This is a genomic window from Bacillus sp. FSL K6-0069, from assembly GCF_038007785.1.
Taxonomy (GTDB): Bacteria; Bacillota; Bacilli; order Bacillales; family Bacillaceae_G; genus Bacillus_A; species Bacillus_A mobilis.
The window spans coordinates 2,357,528-2,374,686 of sequence record NZ_JBBOXN010000001.1; the positions used below are offsets into that span (position 1 = coordinate 2,357,528).

The following is a 17,159-nucleotide window of genomic DNA, read 5'->3' on the forward strand; positions in this document are numbered from 1 at the left end:
CAGACCGACAGTCGGTCTAAATTAAAAGAAGGGTGTGATGAGGATGCCAGCAAGTATAAGATCTTCTATGAAAGATTTTCACTTAATGGTGAGTGGGCAAATTATTACTATTTTAGGATCAACACTTTTACGTTTTGCTCTGTCGTTATATGTGCTAGATATAACAGGGCGTGCTGATATATTCGCAGGATTATACGCGGTTACGAGTATTCCGTTTTTGTTAGCCCCTCTTGGCGGAGCGATAGCTGATCGTTTCAATCGCCGTAATTTAATGGTCATTTTTGATTTTATAAACACTGCGATTGTATTAAGCTTTTTAGTTTTATTATTTACTGGATCGGTATCTATTACACTGATTGGGACAATTATGTTTTTACTAGCTGTCATTAGTGCAATGTACTCACCAGTTGTAATGGCGAGTATTCCGCAATTAGTTCCAGAGAAAAAGTTAGAACAAGCGAACGGTATCGTAAATGGCGTGCAAGCATTATCTAACATAGTTGCTCCTGTATTAGGAGGAATATTGTACGGCATAATTGGTTTGAAAATGCTCGTAATAATAAGCTGTCTTGCTTTCTTTTTATCTGCGATTTTAGAAATGTTTATTACAATACCTTTTATAAAAAGAGCACAAGAAAGCCATATCATACCGACAATTGTAAAGGATATGAAAGATGGCTTTATATACGTTTTAAAACAACCATTTATTTTGAAATCTATGCTTTTAGCTGCATTACTAAATTTAATACTGACACCGCTATTTGTAGTTGGTGCTCCAATTATTATACGAGTAACAATGAAAAGTAGCGACATGATATACGGAATTGGAATGGGATTGATCGATTTTGCTACTATTTTAGGTGCATTATCAATAGGTTTTTTTGCGAAAAAGATACAGATGAAAACATTGTATTACTGGATGCTTTTAATAGCTTTATTAGTAATACCAATGTCACTATCAGTTACGCCATTTATTCTTAATTTAGGATACTATCCACCATTTATCCTCTTTATACTTTCTTCTATTCTAATTGCAATGATCATGACAATTGTATCCATCTATATAATTACTGTAGTCCAAAAGAAAACACCAAATGAAAATCTAGGAAAAGTAATGGCAATTATAACAGCGGTATCTCAATGTATGGCGCCAATTGGGCAAGTTATTTATGGTTTTATGTTTGAAGAATTCAATATGAAAATTTATTTACCTATATTAGCTATTAGTTTCATAATGATAATAATAGCGATCGTGACGAAGAAAATATTATGGAATGAGGGGAACTAGCTTAATATGATTAGGAGAATGTTAAAAAGAGATTTCTCTCAAAATAAAATGATAATTACCATTTTATTTATGTTTATCATGTTATCAAGTCTATTAATGGCTAGTGCTTCAAGTAACGTTATAAATTTATTGAACTCGATGGATCAATTGTTTAAAGTATCAAACGCACCGCACTTCGTACAAATGCATGCCGGAGAAATAAATCAAAAGTCAATCGACTCATTTGTAGCAAAAACTCCTTTTGTAGAAAAACAACAAACGGCTGAGATGATTCAAATAGCTGGGTCCAACATTTTTATAAAGAAGAAAAATGAAGCGGAACATAATAGTGTAATGGACATTAGCTTCGTTAAACAAAATAGTAAATTTGATTTTTTATTAAATTTAAATAATGAAGTGATTGATGTTAGAACAGGGGAAATAGGTGTACCAATTTATTATATGCAAAAATACAAATTGCGTATTGGAGATAAAATATGGGTTGTTAAAAATAATAATGAACTAGAATTGACTATTTCGTCATTTGTTCGTGATGTTCAAATGAACCCATCAATCGTTAGTTCAAAACGATTTGTAATAAGCGATGAAGACTTCGAAAGAATAAAGGGGAATTTTGGAGAAAGCGAATATCTTATTGAATTCCAGCTAACAGATGTAAATAAAATTAATGAATTTGAAACTCTATACCAGTCATCGAACTTACCTCAAAAAGGTCCCTCTATTACGTATTCACTCTTTAAAACTCTCAATTCATTAACAGATGGAATAATAGCTGCAGTGCTTATTATAATAAGTGCATTATTAATGTTAATCGCAAGTTTATGTATTAGATTTACGATTATGACTTCTATGGAAGAAGATTATCGGGAAATAGGTGTAATGAAGGCTATCGGCATAACAAGTAAAGAGATTCAAAAGCTATATGTAACAAAATATGTTGTTATTGCTGCTAGCGGATGTATATGTGGATATATTCTTTCGTTATTTGTTACAAAAATATTTACTTCTAATATCTCGCTTTATATGGGGACAGCAAATACAAGTGTTTTACATTTTATTGTCCCATTAATAGTCACAACTTTGTTATTTCTAGCCGTTATCCTTTTCTGTCGTCTCATTTTGCGGAATTTTAGGAGAATTACAGCAATAGATGCCTTAAGATCAAGAGATAATCTAGGAAAGAAGAAGGGAAAAAGGACTTTTTCTCTCTCTCAAACTAGAATTACAAATGTAAATATATTTATTGGTATGCAAGATGTAGTAAAACGATTTAAGTTATATCGCGTGTTAAGTATCGTTTTAATCATTGCTGTGTTCATGATTGTTGTACCTGTTAACTTTTTGTATACGATTCAGTCACCGAAGTTTGTAAATTATATGGGAACAGGAAAAAGTGATATTCGAATAGATTTACAGCAATCTGAAAATATAGAGAAACGATTTAAGGAAGTAATTTCATATATACGAAACGATGAAGAAGTTGAAAAGTATGCAGCATTTGTAACGAGTACATTTAAAGTGGTGAATACTGATGGGACACATGAAAACTTACATGTAGAAGTAGGAGACTTCTCTAAATTCCCATTAGACTATATTCAAGGTATGGCACCAAAAAATGAAGATGAAATTGCTCTTTCTTATATGAACGCAAATGAATTAAAAAAGAATGTAGGGGATGAAATTGTTTTATTTGTAGAAGGAAAAGAAAGAGCACTAACTATTAGTGGGATATATCAAGATGTAACAAATGGCGGAAAAACAGCTAAAGCGAGCTTCTCTTATAATAGCGAAAATATATTATGGTATGTAGTAAATGTAGATATAAAGCCTACTATGAATTTACAAGAAAAAGTGAAGGAGTATAAACATAATTTTAGTTCTGCAAAAATAACAGATACAGATGATTATTTAACGCAAACTTTAGGAGAGACAATTAAACAATTAAGATTCGTGACTCAAGTGGCAATGTTAATTGCCATATTGATATCAGTTTTAATTACTGCGATGTTTTTTAAAATGTTATTAGCTAAAGATTCTTCGCAAATATTAATTATGAAAAATATCGGCTTTTCTTACAAAGATATTCGAATACAGTATATAACCCGTTCTATTGTCATTGTATTAATAGGTATTCTAACAGGGACATTACTAGCTGCTACGTTTGGGGAAATGTTAGTAAGTTGGTTAGGCTCATTTATGGGAGCAGCTCATATAAAGTTTGTTGTAAATCCTATCGTTTCTTATGTAATATGTCCAGCTATTTTATTTATATCTGTTACTGCAACAACACTTTTCAGTAGTTTTACTATGAAACAAACAGACGATTTAAAACGAAATGGGGAGTAGGGGGTGTAACGTGAAGAAAATTTTAGAAGTAAAGCAATTAAACAAAACATATTCATTAGATGGAAATGCAAATTATCATGTGCTAAAAAATATAGATTTAGAGATTTATGAAGGAGAATTTGTATCGGTCATGGGCCCTTCTGGTTCTGGGAAATCAACGTTACTATATAATATTAGTGGAATGGATCAAATGTCATCAGGAAGTGTGAAAATTGATAGTAAAGAAATATCATGTATGAAAGAAGAAGAGCTAGCCAAATTGCGCCTTACTGAAATAGGATTTATTTTTCAACAGAGCAACCTTCTTAGAAACTTGAATCTATTTGATAATATCATCTTGTCAGCATATGTAGCGAAATGTGAGAGTAAGGAAACAGTAAATCAACGTGCTCTGGAGCTAATGAGGAAAATGGGGATAAGGGATATAGCGTCTCATTATATAACCGAAGCATCTGGAGGGCAATTACAAAGAGTTTCTATTTGTAGAGCGCTTATCAATAAACCAAATGTTATTTTTGCTGATGAGCCAACTGGTGCTCTAAATTTAAAATCAACAAAAGAGGTAATGCAAATATTATTAAACATTAACGGTGATGGAACGACCATTATGTTAGTGACTCATGATGTAAAAGTAGCAGCGAAAACAGAAAGAGTTCTTTTTATGGCGGACGGAGAAATTGTTAGTGAAATACAGTTAGGTAAGCTTAGGAACGATGATTTAAAAGTACGAGAAGAGAAGTTGTTAAAATGGTTAGCTATACTTGGATTTTAAAGAAAAAAAACTCCTATTGAATGTAGGAGTTTTTCTTTGTCTGAAAGCTTTAAAAGATATATAATAATTTTCTGATTATTGAAATTTGGAGGGGTACAAATGAAAAATGAAACGTTGCACACGCAAGAAGATATTATTAAAATGCTTGATTCATTATTAAGACCAGCAGAACCATTTTGGAATGAATTTTATGAGAATAGAGAAAAGGATGTTCCGTTTTTTGAAAATGTTCCAGATGAAAATCTAGTTTCATATATAAAAACAGGATGGGTTTCCAAAGGGAGAGTGTTGGAGCTTGGATGTGGTCCAGGAAGAAATGCAATTTATTTGGCGAATGAAGGATTTGAAGTAACAGCAGTGGATTTATCTATAGAAGGCATTAATTGGGCGAAAGAGAGAACATTAGCAAAAGGAGTAGAAATTGATTTTATTTGCGATTCGATTTTTAATTTAGAGGTTCAAAATGATTTTGATTTTGTGTACGATTCGGGCTGTTTACATCATATTCCACCACATAGAAGAATAAGTTATGTGAATTTAATTAAAAACTCATTGAAACCGGGTGGGTATTTTGGATTAACATGTTTTGCAGCAGGCGATTTAGATGAGAGAAATGGATCGGAAATAACGGATTGGGATGTATATAGAGGGTGGAGTCTACAAGGTGGTCTTGCATATTCTGAAGAAAAACTGAGAGAGATATTTAAAGAATTTGAAGTAATTGAAATTCGAAAGATGAGGCAAATTAAACAACCAAATACTATGTTTGGAGAATCATTTCTTTGGACAGCATTATTTAAGAAGAAATAAGAAAGTAGATAATTGACAAACGTATCGTTTTTATAGACAATATATTTACAGGAATGTACGTTCGGTTTTTGCTAGCCGATGTATGTTTTACATAAATACATAACAAGGGGCTGTCTCAATATGAGTTCTACAAATCAAAAAATTACGACGTTTCTAATGTTTGAAGGTAAAGCTGAAGAGGCGATGAATTTTTACACATCGCTATTCGATCAATCAGAAATTGTAAGTATCTCTCGTTACGATGAAAATGGACCTGGTAAAGAGGGTTCTGTTATTCATGCAACGTTTACGTTAAATGGTCAAGAATTCATGTGCATTGATAGTTATGTAAAGCATGGTTTTACATTTACACCATCTATGTCTCTTTATGTAACTTGTGAGACAGAAGAAGAAATTGAAACGGTCTTTCATGAGCTAGCGCAGGATGGATCTGTATTAATGCCTTTAGGTTCTTATCCATTTAGTAAAAAGTTTGGCTGGTTAAATGATAAGTATGGTGTGTCTTGGCAGTTAACGCTTGCGGAATAAAAAATGTAATTTATTTGTTTAATGAGTTTAATTAAGAAGTTGAAAATTCAAATAATACATAAAAGGTATTCCAATCATCAACAGGTTTGGAATGCCTTTTTATATGTAAAGTGATTTGTTTAATATTCATCAATTCTATGATGGATTTAAATGAATGTATAATTTTGTTTCTATTTAGAATATTTTATTTTTCTTGCTACTTTTTATCTATTAATATAAATATAGAAAAATATGTATTAATTATTGGTTAGGTTAATAGAAAAAGGGAAGCACAAATAGTAAATGATCTTACACTTAAAATGTAACAAGATAGCTGGGGGGAATAGTTATAATGGATACAATCCAACAAAACAGTAATGCATGGGATAAAAAAGTTGAAGAAGGTTCTAGATATACGCAACCAGTGAGTAGCGAGGTTATTGAAAAAAGCAAATTAGGTGAATGGGAAATCACAGTCACCACAGAAAAATCTGTTCCTAGAGATTGGTTTCCAAAGTCATTAGAGGGATTAAAAATACTGTGCTTAGCATCAGGTGGAGGGCAACAAGCACCAGTACTAGCTGCTGCTGGAGCAGATGTAACAGTTACGGATATATCAAAAAAGCAGTTGGAACAAGATAAAAAGGTAGCGGAACGGGATGGTTTAACTTTAAATACAGTGCAAGGAGATATGTCAGACCTTAGTGATTTTGAAGATGAATATTTTGATATTGTCGTAAATCCTGTTTCTAATTTGTTTGTAAAAGATGTTCATCTAGTATGGAATGAGGTATCAAGGGTACTAAAGGATAGAGGTATTCTTATTTCAGGATTTACAAATCCATTACTATGGATTTTTGATGACAATCAAGAGCAACAAGGTATACTTGATGTTAAACATTCAATACCATCATCAACACTAGATTATTTACCAGAGGATGAAGTTCAAGATTATGTAAATTCTAATCAAACAATAGAATATGCACATACTCTTGAAGACCAAATTCAAGGTCAAATTGAAGCTGGTTTAGTTATAACTGGTTTTTATGAGGATGATTTTGGTGGAACTAGAATATTAGATAATCATATTAAAACTTTTATCGCTACAAAAGCTATAAAGATAAAGATGGATTAAAAACTTTTTCCTGTTAAACTGGGGTTAATTGAAGAATGGCTTTAAAAATAGGGGAAGTTTAATGTATGTCAAAAAGGATGGCACTTGCCATCCTTTTTCTTGTGTATTTTGAGTATATAAACAAGTTTGATATCTTTTAGTTGAACTTGTTATTATTTATGGTTACGCTTTTCTTATTAAGAATTTTGCTTGCCGAATCTTTCACCGAGTTTAGCTAACAATTCAGGCTGATCTCCTTGACTCATTACAACTTCAATAAAGATAAGTTGATTCTTATTTAAAGTTATATTCGTTAAGACTTCTGCTAACTCTATTTCATTTTCCACTTTACAAGGTAGACTTTTTTCTTCTGATCCGAATACGTTTGCGAGTTTTGTGTAATCCCACATTTGTATGTCATTATACGGTTCGTTTTGGCCGTGAATTGCACGTTCAACGGTGTATCCATTGTTATTAATTAAAAATATAATCGGTTTTAAATTTTGACGAAGTATAGTCGATAACTCTTGAACAGTTACTTGGAAAGAACCATCACCAATAATTAAAATGTTACGCCGCGATAAATCAGCGAGCTGTGTACCGAGTAGAGCAGGTAATGTATAACCAATCGATCCCCATAAAGGTTGCGCTACATATGTAGTGTTGCTTGGTAAAGGGATAGTAGCACTACCGAAGAAAGGTGTTCCTTGCTCTGCAATTAAAACATCGTTTTCTTGTAAGAAATGGTATATTTGTTGCCAAAAACGTTTTTGTGTAACCATTTGTGCTTTTGGATTAAACTCTTCAGTAATCGATAGTGATTCTGAAATAAATGACTTAATTTCAAGTGTTTCCTCTCTGCGATATTCGATTAAATCACTTAACTGTTCTAAAACATCTTTCATTACAACGGGCCCATATGTTTTATCTGTAATTTTCACAGTATAGGGATGGATTTCTATTACTTGCTCTTTCGTAAAGCCTTGTGTAAAGCCGCCAGTAATAGTATCAGTTAATTTCACGCCAATACTAATAATACAGTCAGATTCATCAATTCTTTTTCGTAAGTATGGAGAACTAACATCACCAGTATAAACTCCTATAAATTGAGGGTGTTTTTCAGGGAAGACTCCTTTCCCCATACTTAACGTTGCGATAAGAAATCCAGTTTTTTCTACGAATTGATGCAAATATTCTTCCGCATGAAAACGAGCCACTTCAAAATCAGCTAAAATAACAGGTTTTTTGGCACTGTTTATTTTTGAAGTTGCATGTAGAAGCATTTTATCTAGCGCATCTTTATTACTTACAACTGGTTTATGTAAAATTGGTTCCGTAGGTTTATTGATTGGTTTATTATACACATCAATCGGTAATTGAATATGAACAGGGCGTTTCTCAATCCAACATGCACGTAACACACGGTCAATTTCTTCAACAGCATGCTCAGGTGTTAATTTTGCTTGTGCCACCGTGATTTCTCGATACATATTGGAAAAATGATCGAACTTTCCATCACCTAACGTATGATGAACGAGTGCTCCATTTTCCATTACTTTAGTTGTTGGCGTACCAGTTATTTTTATAACTGGTACGTTTTCTGCGTATGACCCAGCAACGCCGTTAAGTGCGCTTAATTCTCCAACACCGAAAGTGGTAATAAGAGCGGCGATTCCTTTTATACGAGCGTATCCATCTGCAGCATATGCCGCATTCAATTCATTACAATTACCAATCCACTTTAGCTTTTCATGTGCTAGTACATCATCTAAAAAAGCCAAATTATAATCACCAGGGACACCAAAAATATGTTCAATTCCTAATTCGCTTAGTCGGTCTAGTAAATATGTACTTACAGTATATTGCGTTTTCAAGTGAATCATCTCCTAATTTTGCAATGAATATTTCAATAGACTAAGTTCCAATGCGTTCATTAAAATATTGATTACTGGATTGTGGTATAATTTACATACAGGGGGAAAGTAGATGACACAACATAAAGAAGAACAGATGAATGAAGCATTAGCATTATTTTACTTTGCATATAAAACATTTACTGAAAAGCCAGATGAAATTATAAAAGAGTATGGCATACAACGAGTACATCATCGAATTTTATTTTTTATCGCACGATTTCCAGGGATAAGTGTAAATGAGTTATTATCAATGCTAGAAATAAGTAAACAAGCTCTTCACGGACCATTACGACAACTTGTGGAAAAGGGTTTAATTGAGAGTAATGAAGCTACACATGATCGCCGTGTGAAACAGTTATCTTTAACAGAAATAGGTGTAGATTTAGAGAAAAAACTGAGCGATGTTCAAAGAGAACAAATGAGTGCTATTTTTTCAAAATTTGGTGAATCGTGTGAAGAAAATTGGCATCAAGTTATGAATGAAATGGCAAATAGTCGATCAGGTTTTGATGCTTGGATATCAAAACGAGAAGTTGTAATCGATCAAAAATAATAAGAAATATATCTGTTTTTATAGTTTGAAAAAGAACAAATTTTATCCATACATTTGGCAACTATGGTTTGATCATAGAGTGAATGGATAAAAAGATACATTACTAGATACTTTATACGTGTACGCAATGGAACAATAAAATTCACATTTCCGAGAGGGGAATTATTATGATAAAACTTGTACTTATTCGTCACGGACAAAGTTTATGGAATCTTGAAAATCGATTTACAGGATGGACAGATGTAGATTTATCAGAAAATGGGTTAAGTGAAGCGAGAGAAGCAGGAGCGATATTAAAGAAAAATGGATATACTTTTGACGTTGCTTATACATCGGTATTAAAACGAGCAATTCGGACGCTGTGGATAGTTCTGCATGAGATGGATCTTACTTGGGTGCCTATACATAAATCGTGGAAATTAAACGAAAGACATTATGGAGCACTACAAGGATTGAATAAAGATGAAACTGCGAAAAAATATGGTGAGGAGCAAGTTCATATTTGGAGAAGAAGTATTGATGTAAGACCACCTGCTCTTACTGAGGATGATCCTAGATATGAAATGAATGATCCAAGATATAAAGCACTTAAAAAAGGTGAGTTTCCATTAACAGAATGTTTAGTGGATACGGAGAAAAGAGTACTTGATTATTGGCATTCAGAAATTGCGCCGTCATTAAAAAATGGAGAAAAGGTAATTATTTCATCGCACGGTAATACGATTCGTTCGCTAGTGAAATTCTTAGATAACCTTTCAAGTGATGGTGTTGTTTCATTAAATATTCCAACGAGCATTCCGCTTGTGTATGAATTAGACGAAGATTTACGTCCAATTCGTCATTATTACTTAAGTATGGATGGAGAAGTACCTGAAGGAGAAATTCCGAAACATATTTCTTTTTAACATGAAAATTTGAAACGCATGCTTGTCTACATATACAATGTAGATTCATGATAAAAGACGTGGTACCTTCTAATGTATATGCGATATTGCTAAATTTAGAAGCTTGTCCACGTCTTTTGTCATAAAGAGAGCTGCTTGTGCATGTAATGATATCGTGAGTAGTTTTTGAATGGAGGGTGATGTCATTGGTGATCTCTAACATTCGAATCGGCTTATTTATTTTAGCAATCGTTTTTCTCGTTCTTGTTTTCTTTTACTGGAGAAATGAAGAGTTGTATGAGGAGAAAAAGCAACGTATTAGAAAGACTTGGTATGGGTTGTTTATAATATCAGTCACCGTGTATTTCATGATAAAAGGAATTGATTTAACCCTCTGGAAAAATCTTTTAATGTTCACTGCAATGGTTATTTTCGTTGATATTGCATTTATTTTAACACCTAATATTTCAGAAATATGGGGAGCGAAATTTAGCGATATCGGCAAGACTGTTCAATCGATAAAACGGTCATTAATTGCTTCTAAAGCAAGAGGAGAAATATATACAACAATAATTCAAAATGTCAATCCAACAGTGTTCGGTACGATGGAATGGCATACGGAAGAAGAATATACAAAAAGCTTAAACGTATTTTTAGATTCGTATGGAGAAAAGATTGGAGCGAAAATTGTTGTATTTGAAGCGGCAAAGGAATTGAATACAAACTTTCGCGGTATCCGTTCTCAATTTAGTATTATCGTTCCGTTTGAACACATTGAGCAATTGAATGAGCAGAAAGCAGTGCAAGTAGAAAATGTCGGAATTATACCAGCAAAAATTGTAAGTGATGTTTTCATTGTTATTGATGGGAAGAAAAATAACCTGCAAGATCGAGATTTTGAAAATGTATATAATTTAACAATACATCATAGTTATTTTAGTAAGTAGGACAGAACTTTCTGTCCTACTCTTTTATACATAAATTCGGAATAAATCGGCTAAAGTTGAATAAAATCGGACAATCATTCCTACACTAGCACGTAGAGGTGATTGTAGTGATAAAAGATTATGACAATGATTTTTTTAAAGAAGATAATGAAGATACAACAGATTTCTCGTTGATAAAAGGAGATACATTACAGCAAGTAGAAGAGTTAGAAGAAGAATTAAAAAGAAAATGATACTTGTACATGCTGCGTACATTTGCGATACAATATAAATAGAAGGTTGTATCTTTTTGAAAAGGGGGAGAAGAGATGGCTGAAGTAAATGTACAAAAGTCTTCATTTTTTAAAGAAAAAAAAGAAGAACCAAATACAGATTTCTCTCTTGTGAAAGGTGCGTTAACGGAAAATATAAATCGTTTAGAGAAATTAATGAATAATGGTACTTCAAAATATATGAGAGCAAAAAAAACGAAAGAAAATGCATAGTGCATTTTCTTTCGTTTTTTTATACGATTAAATATTTAACAAGTGGATTATAAAGTATGAAATAGAAAGGGAAAATAAAGAATCATGGTATAATGATAAAAGACTTACATATTATTTTGTCATTTTGAGAGGAGCTTAAAAATGTATTCTACTTTAGAACAATTAACAAAGCACCCTGTATTTTATCATTTTGCAGAAATTTCAAAGATTCCTAGAGGATCGGGTAATGAAAAGGATATTAGTGATTATTTAGTTGGTTTTGCAAAAGAGCGTAACTTAGAAGTGATTCAAGATGAAGCATTAAATGTCATTATTAAAAAAGAAGCAACTACTGGTTATGAAAATGTACCAGCTATAATCATTCAAGGTCATATGGATATGGTATGTGAAAAAAATCAAGCAACCGTACATGATTTTGAAAAAGATCCAATTGAATTACGCATCATTGGGGACATGTTATATGCAAATCAAACAACTTTAGGTGCTGATAATGGTATTGCAGTTGCGTATGCAATGGCTTTATTAGATTCAAAAGACATTCCGCATCCAGCACTTGAAGTAGTTATTACTACTGAAGAAGAAACAACAATGGGCGGGGCTTTCGCTGTTGAGGCAAATCACTTTGATGGTAAGATTTTTATTAATATTGATTCTGAAGAAGATCATAAATTACTTGTAAGTAGCGCTGGTGGTGCGAAAGCTGTTGAAACAATTCCAGTAATATGGGATGAAGCGCCAGCGGATACAGATGCATACCGTCTATATGTTGGTGGTTTAAAAGGCGGACATTCTGGTATGGAAATTGATAAACAACGTGGTAACGCGAATAAAGTATTAGGACGAGTATTACGCGATTTATCAGTAAATATTCAATTTGACATAAGTGAAGTTCACGGCGGATTAAAAACAAATGCAATTCCGCGTGAAAGTGTAGCTACAATTGTATTACGTACAGAAGATTTAGAGAAAGTAGAAGAAAAACTAGTATCTTGGACTAGAGTATTACAAGAAGAAATGCGTGCTGTTGATCCAGATGTTCATGTTACACTTACAAAATTGGATGAGAAAGTAGAAAAAGTATTTGCTAAAGAGACACAAAAGCAACTTATTGCATCTTTATTCTTAATTCCAAACGGCATCCAAAGTATGAGCTTGGATATTAAAGGTCTAGTAGAAAGTTCAACAAATTTAGGCGTTATTGAAACGTTGCAAGATGAAATTAAATTACGTAACGAAGTGAGAAGTTCTGTAAGTAGTTTAAAACAACACGTTGCAGATGAAATTAAATGTATCGCCGAGTTAGTTGGTGCAACATTTGAAATAGAGTCAGAGTATCCAGAATGGCCATACAATCCGAATTCACAAATTCGTAATTTGTTTGAAAAAGTGCATCAAGAAAAATACAATAAAGAGATTGAAATCTTTGCAGTGCATGCAGGTATTGAATGTAGTGCATTCGTTCAAAAAATGCCTGAATTAGATGCAATATCATTCGGTCCAGATATATTTAATGTTCACACTCCAGATGAGCATATTAGTATTTCTTCTGTTGTGAATAACTGGGGATTCTTCGTTGATGTAATGAAGGGTACGAAAGAATTAGCTAAATAATATTCATAAAATGAAGAGTAGCCTATAAAATTTTATAGGCTACTTTTTTGTATAGCGTTGTATTAGAAATTCATTTTTACGTTAGTATTTAATTTTCACTTTTATTTCTAGAGGAGATTGTACCAAAGGCTGCTCCAGAAATTGCTCCGATTAAAGTCATAAAAATTGCACCCCATGCTGCAAATGACATTATTACACCTCCAAATAATAAATTATTGTTTCTTAGCCTTTTGAATAGAAATGATAATTGCAACAACTATTAAGAAAATAAGAGGAGACCAAGTATTCTCCTTCCAATATTAATTTTAAATATTTTTATAAATAAATTATCGCATTTTTAAAGAGTGAACATATAAAATATGCAATATTGCATATTGAATTGTGGTACTAAAAGAGGTAGAAACAATTATTGAATAAAAATTATAATTTATAAAGAAAGTAAGGATTTTTTAATTCTTAAAAAGGGGGAAAAATCAAAAAGCTTCTCTATCTTATATAAGATAGAGAAGCTTTTAAAATAGTTTTTGTTTACTGGTGAGATAAATATATATTATTTTGAGATTTTAAAGCTGCCCCCATAATAATAATTGTCTCCAAGTTTCATAACAGCTACATATGTTCCAGGATTATAAGCCTTAGTAATAGGGGTTACAAATCTACCATAATCATGTTTTAAACCTGAGTCATAAATGGTTTTATATCTATGCAAGTTTATGTCATCATTTTCATTTCCACTCAATTGATATATTTTTACAATACCAGTATCTTTACCACCAGTATATATAGTAACATCGAATGTATCTCCATGTTTTAAGTCACCGACTGCTAATTCTTCTATAAAATCTGCATTATGATGTAATAAAAAATAGTTTTGCCACTGCCAATTATCTAAAAATGGTGATACTTTTTGTGTAAGTTGCGATTGGGCAGACACAGGTGTGATTGTATAAAATGTACTCGATAATAAAACTCCTCCAACAGTCAATGCACCAATAATTGTTGATTTCTTTAAAAGTTTCATCTTCTAAACCTCCTAGTTAATAAAGGATTCAGAAATCTTTTTTGTGAAAAACAAGCTGTGAAATCTAATGGATGATAATATCTTCTATAATCATATTAACATTTATCGATTTATCTGACAAATCAATAAATAATAAAACTAAATCGAGGAAGTTACGGCTAATACAGGAAAGAAGTTAGATGTATAGTAAAGAAATCTTTATCATATGTAATTGGCATTTGTTATTTGAAAACTCGATTGTTTTAATGTTTAAATTTCAATTCACACTTTAAGTTTTAGTACATAATTTTACAATTTGACTTATGTAATTTATCACGTTATGATTTTTTTATTATAAAAGAAAGGCTTGAATATAATGATTCGTCGTTTGAGAAAGCTAAAAAATGTAGCAGTTGTATTAAGCTTCTAAGTGAATTACAAAGATCTACAATACTTAGAAGCGAGGAATAAAGGTATGAAACATCCATTATATAATCATTGGTCAGAAACGAAGTATTTAAAAGATATAGTAACAAATCCACTCATTGAGGTAGGAGAGTACTCCTATTATTCAGGTTACTATGGTCATCAAAATTTTGAAGATGGCTGTGTAAGGTATTTGTGGGGGGATGCTAAGTCCCGAGCGCTTTTCAATCCAATTGAACAGATGGGATGGCATCTTGATAAACTCATTATTGGGAATTATGTTTGTATTGCCAGTGGAGTAGTCATTTTAATGGGTGGTAATCATAATCATCACTCAGAATGGATTACAGTATATCCATTCGCTGAGCAAATTGAACATTCATATGAACCGAAGGGTGATACAGTCATTAAAAGTGATGCTTGGATTGGAATGAATGCTATAATAATGCCTGGCGTTACAATCGGTGAAGGTGCAATCGTTGCAGCAGGATCTGTCGTAAGTAAAGATGTTCCGCCGTATACAATAGTTGGTGGAAATCCTGCTAAGGAAATAAAGAAGCGGTTCACTGATTCAGAAATGAATATGCTAATGGAGATGCGTTGGTTTGATTGGGATAGAGAATTAGTTGAGAAGGCAATGCCTATATTATCTAGCTCATCTATTAAACTATTATATGATTTTTATAAAAAGGAAGTAAAAAATAGATAAGTCTGTGAAAAAACTACATTCTATATAGGATGTAGTTTTTTATCATAAAAAATTAATAGTCTAGACTAAGGAAAATTCATCTTAGGTATGAGTATAGCAAATAGCTGAATTAAATAATTAAAATCCTTGATAGCTAATAAACGAATGTTTGGCTACCAGTGTGTCTCGATATTTAATCGGGATACACTGGTTTTATTTTTGTAAATGTGGAACAAATGTATTATTTAGGTTGTCTGTTAATTGTAATCCTAAAAAATATAAAAGTATGAATCATTTTAAAAAATACAAAGGTATTAAAAATAGGGACGTGTGTGGGGATACAAAGTATCAGTGTCCTAATAGTGTGGGATAAGAGGGTTTATATGACAGCGATACTAACGTCTTATATGTAATTTGATAAAACTGTCTATTTTTTATAGGGATTATGCAGTAATAACGTTTTTTTGAGTACAAAGATATTGGAGGTAACAGAAGTGAAAGATATGTTGTGCAAGAGATTTATTGCAATAGTAACAGTGCTTACACTATTTTGTAGCATAGTTGTTACATCTGGAAGAGCAACAGCGGAAACAGTTTCTGCTATAGACGTAGAAGCAGGATCGGCAATTTTAGTAGAAGCAAATTCCGGGAAAATTTTATATGAAAAAAACGCAGATGAATCATTAGCAATTGCTAGTATGACAAAAATGATGAGTGAATATTTAGTTCATGAAGCGGTGGAGAAAGGAAAACTTAAATGGGATCAAAAAGTTAAAATCTCTGAATATGCATATAAGATTTCGCAAGATCGCTCATTATCAAACGTTCCATTAGAAAATGGAGGCTCTTATACAGTAAAAGAGTTATATGAGGCAATGGCAATTTACTCTGCGAACGGTGCAACAATTGCTTTAGCTGAAGAAATTGCTGGAAAAGAAGTTAATTTCGTAAAAATGATGAATGATAAGTCACAAGAGTTTGGAATGAAAAATTATAAATTTGTAAACTCAACAGGTTTAACAAACCATGATTTGAAAGGACATCATCCAGAAGGGACAACTCCGGATGGGAAAAATAAAATGTCCGCAAGAGATTGTGCGATTTTAGCACAACGTCTTATTCAAGATTTTCCGAAAATATTAGATACAGCAAAAATCCCTAAAAAAACATTCCAACAAGGTGGTAAGTATCCAATTGATATGACGAACTTTAACTGGATGTTAAAAGGTTTAATTAAGCAATACGAAGGTGTAGATGGGTTAAAAACAGGAACTACCCCAGAAGCTGGTGATTGTTTCACTGGTACAGTAGAAAGAAACGGTATGCGTCTAATCTCTGTAGTGATAAAAGCAAACTCTCATGCAGCACGTTTTGATGAAACGAAGAAATTATATGATTATGGATTTGCGAATTTTGAAGTGAAGAAAGTTAATGGAAAAGATTCAGTAGTAAACGGGCATGAAACAGTGCGAGTAGCAAATGCAAAAGACAAAGATGTAGTCGTTCAAACGAAGCAAGCTGTTTCACTTCCAATACCAAAGAGCAACAAAGACGTATATAAAAAAGAATTTAAAGTATTGAATGAAGTACAAGAAGCACCTATTAAAAAAGGTGTAACAATTAGTAAAATGATTATCTCGCCTAAAGATAGTAAAGATCCTGGGTTCTTATTAGGTAAATCATTACAAGTAGACCTTGTAACAAAATCTGATATAGAACAAGCAAATTGGTTTACACGTTTTATGCGTAACATCAGATCTTTTTTTAGCAATATGTGGGATAGTGCGGTTGATATAGTAAAAAGCTAATTTT

General features: G+C 32.4%; 16 protein-coding genes. 14 read left to right on the plus strand and 2 right to left on the minus strand.

The features are described 5' to 3' along the window. Positions 1 to 37 precede the first annotated feature (37 nt). The 6 genes from MHB74_RS12040 (at position 38) to MHB74_RS12065 (ending at position 6,858) form a co-directional block, all read left to right on the plus strand. Positions 38 to 1,288, plus strand: coding sequence for an MFS transporter (locus MHB74_RS12040; RefSeq protein ID WP_081110428.1), 1,251 nt, complete (start codon positions 38 to 40; stop codon positions 1,286 to 1,288). Positions 1,289 to 1,294: 6 nt separating this feature from the next. Continuing rightward, complete coding sequence (locus MHB74_RS12045; RefSeq protein WP_061680174.1) at positions 1,295 to 3,634, plus strand: ABC transporter permease; 2,340 nt, start codon at positions 1,295 to 1,297, stop codon at positions 3,632 to 3,634. Positions 3,635 to 3,644: 10 nt separating this feature from the next. Next, positions 3,645 to 4,406: an ABC transporter ATP-binding protein gene (locus tag MHB74_RS12050; protein ID WP_061680173.1), complete on the plus strand. Its 762-nt coding sequence runs from the start codon at positions 3,645 to 3,647 to the stop codon at positions 4,404 to 4,406. 99 nt (positions 4,407 to 4,505) lie between these two features. Next, complete coding sequence (locus tag MHB74_RS12055) at positions 4,506 to 5,216, plus strand: class I SAM-dependent methyltransferase (RefSeq protein WP_061680172.1); 711 nt, start codon at positions 4,506 to 4,508, stop codon at positions 5,214 to 5,216. A 120-nt stretch (positions 5,217 to 5,336) separates the two neighbouring features. Further along, entirely contained in the window at positions 5,337 to 5,744 is a 408-nt protein-coding gene (locus MHB74_RS12060) for a VOC family protein (RefSeq protein WP_061680171.1), read from the plus strand. A gap of 331 nt (positions 5,745 to 6,075) precedes the next feature. After that, positions 6,076 to 6,858 (plus strand): class I SAM-dependent methyltransferase, encoded by a 783-nt coding sequence (locus MHB74_RS12065; protein ID WP_061680170.1) that lies wholly within the window; start codon positions 6,076 to 6,078, stop codon positions 6,856 to 6,858. Between the two features lie 176 nt (positions 6,859 to 7,034). Here MHB74_RS12065 and MHB74_RS12070 read toward each other — a convergent pair whose 3' ends face one another. Continuing rightward, complete coding sequence (locus MHB74_RS12070; protein WP_081110426.1) at positions 7,035 to 8,720, minus strand: alpha-keto acid decarboxylase family protein; 1,686 nt, start codon at positions 8,718 to 8,720, stop codon at positions 7,035 to 7,037. A gap of 103 nt (positions 8,721 to 8,823) precedes the next feature. Here MHB74_RS12070 and MHB74_RS12075 point away from each other — a divergent pair, with 103 nt between their 5' ends. The 6 genes from MHB74_RS12075 (at position 8,824) to pepD (ending at position 13,233) form a co-directional block, all read left to right on the plus strand. Further along, positions 8,824 to 9,306, plus strand: coding sequence for a MarR family winged helix-turn-helix transcriptional regulator (locus tag MHB74_RS12075; protein ID WP_061680168.1), 483 nt, complete (start codon positions 8,824 to 8,826; stop codon positions 9,304 to 9,306). A 167-nt stretch (positions 9,307 to 9,473) separates the two neighbouring features. Beyond that, entirely contained in the window at positions 9,474 to 10,211 is a 738-nt protein-coding gene (gene gpmA, locus MHB74_RS12080) for a 2,3-diphosphoglycerate-dependent phosphoglycerate mutase (protein WP_061680167.1), read from the plus strand. A gap of 188 nt (positions 10,212 to 10,399) precedes the next feature. After that, positions 10,400 to 11,137 (plus strand): type II toxin-antitoxin system SpoIISA family toxin, encoded by a 738-nt coding sequence (locus tag MHB74_RS12085; protein WP_132132214.1) that lies wholly within the window; start codon positions 10,400 to 10,402, stop codon positions 11,135 to 11,137. A gap of 107 nt (positions 11,138 to 11,244) precedes the next feature. Beyond that, a complete protein-coding gene (locus MHB74_RS12090) occupies positions 11,245 to 11,370 on the plus strand; it encodes a hypothetical protein (protein ID WP_000588712.1) in 126 nt (41 codons plus the stop codon). 75 nt (positions 11,371 to 11,445) lie between these two features. Then, complete coding sequence (gene spoIISB, locus MHB74_RS12095) at positions 11,446 to 11,622, plus strand: stage II sporulation protein SB (RefSeq protein WP_000852619.1); 177 nt, start codon at positions 11,446 to 11,448, stop codon at positions 11,620 to 11,622. Between the two features lie 141 nt (positions 11,623 to 11,763). Then, positions 11,764 to 13,233 (plus strand): beta-Ala-His dipeptidase, encoded by a 1,470-nt coding sequence (gene pepD / locus MHB74_RS12100; RefSeq protein ID WP_061676392.1) that lies wholly within the window; start codon positions 11,764 to 11,766, stop codon positions 13,231 to 13,233. A 550-nt stretch (positions 13,234 to 13,783) separates the two neighbouring features. Here pepD and MHB74_RS12105 read toward each other — a convergent pair. Then, the gene (locus tag MHB74_RS12105; RefSeq protein WP_061680427.1) at positions 13,784 to 14,254 is read right to left on the minus strand and encodes a DUF5065 family protein; all 471 of its coding nucleotides are present in this window, start codon (positions 14,252 to 14,254) and stop codon (positions 13,784 to 13,786) included. Between the two features lie 454 nt (positions 14,255 to 14,708). On the opposite strand from MHB74_RS12105, the gene MHB74_RS12110 reads away from it, so the two are divergent. Continuing rightward, a complete protein-coding gene (locus tag MHB74_RS12110; protein WP_061680426.1) occupies positions 14,709 to 15,368 on the plus strand; it encodes a CatB-related O-acetyltransferase in 660 nt (219 codons plus the stop codon). Between the two features lie 473 nt (positions 15,369 to 15,841). Further along, positions 15,842 to 17,155 carry a D-alanyl-D-alanine carboxypeptidase family protein gene (locus MHB74_RS12115; RefSeq protein ID WP_061680425.1) on the plus strand — a complete coding sequence of 438 codons (1,314 nt, stop codon included), beginning with the start codon at positions 15,842 to 15,844 and terminating at the stop codon, positions 17,153 to 17,155. Positions 17,156 to 17,159: the final 4 nt, after the last annotated feature.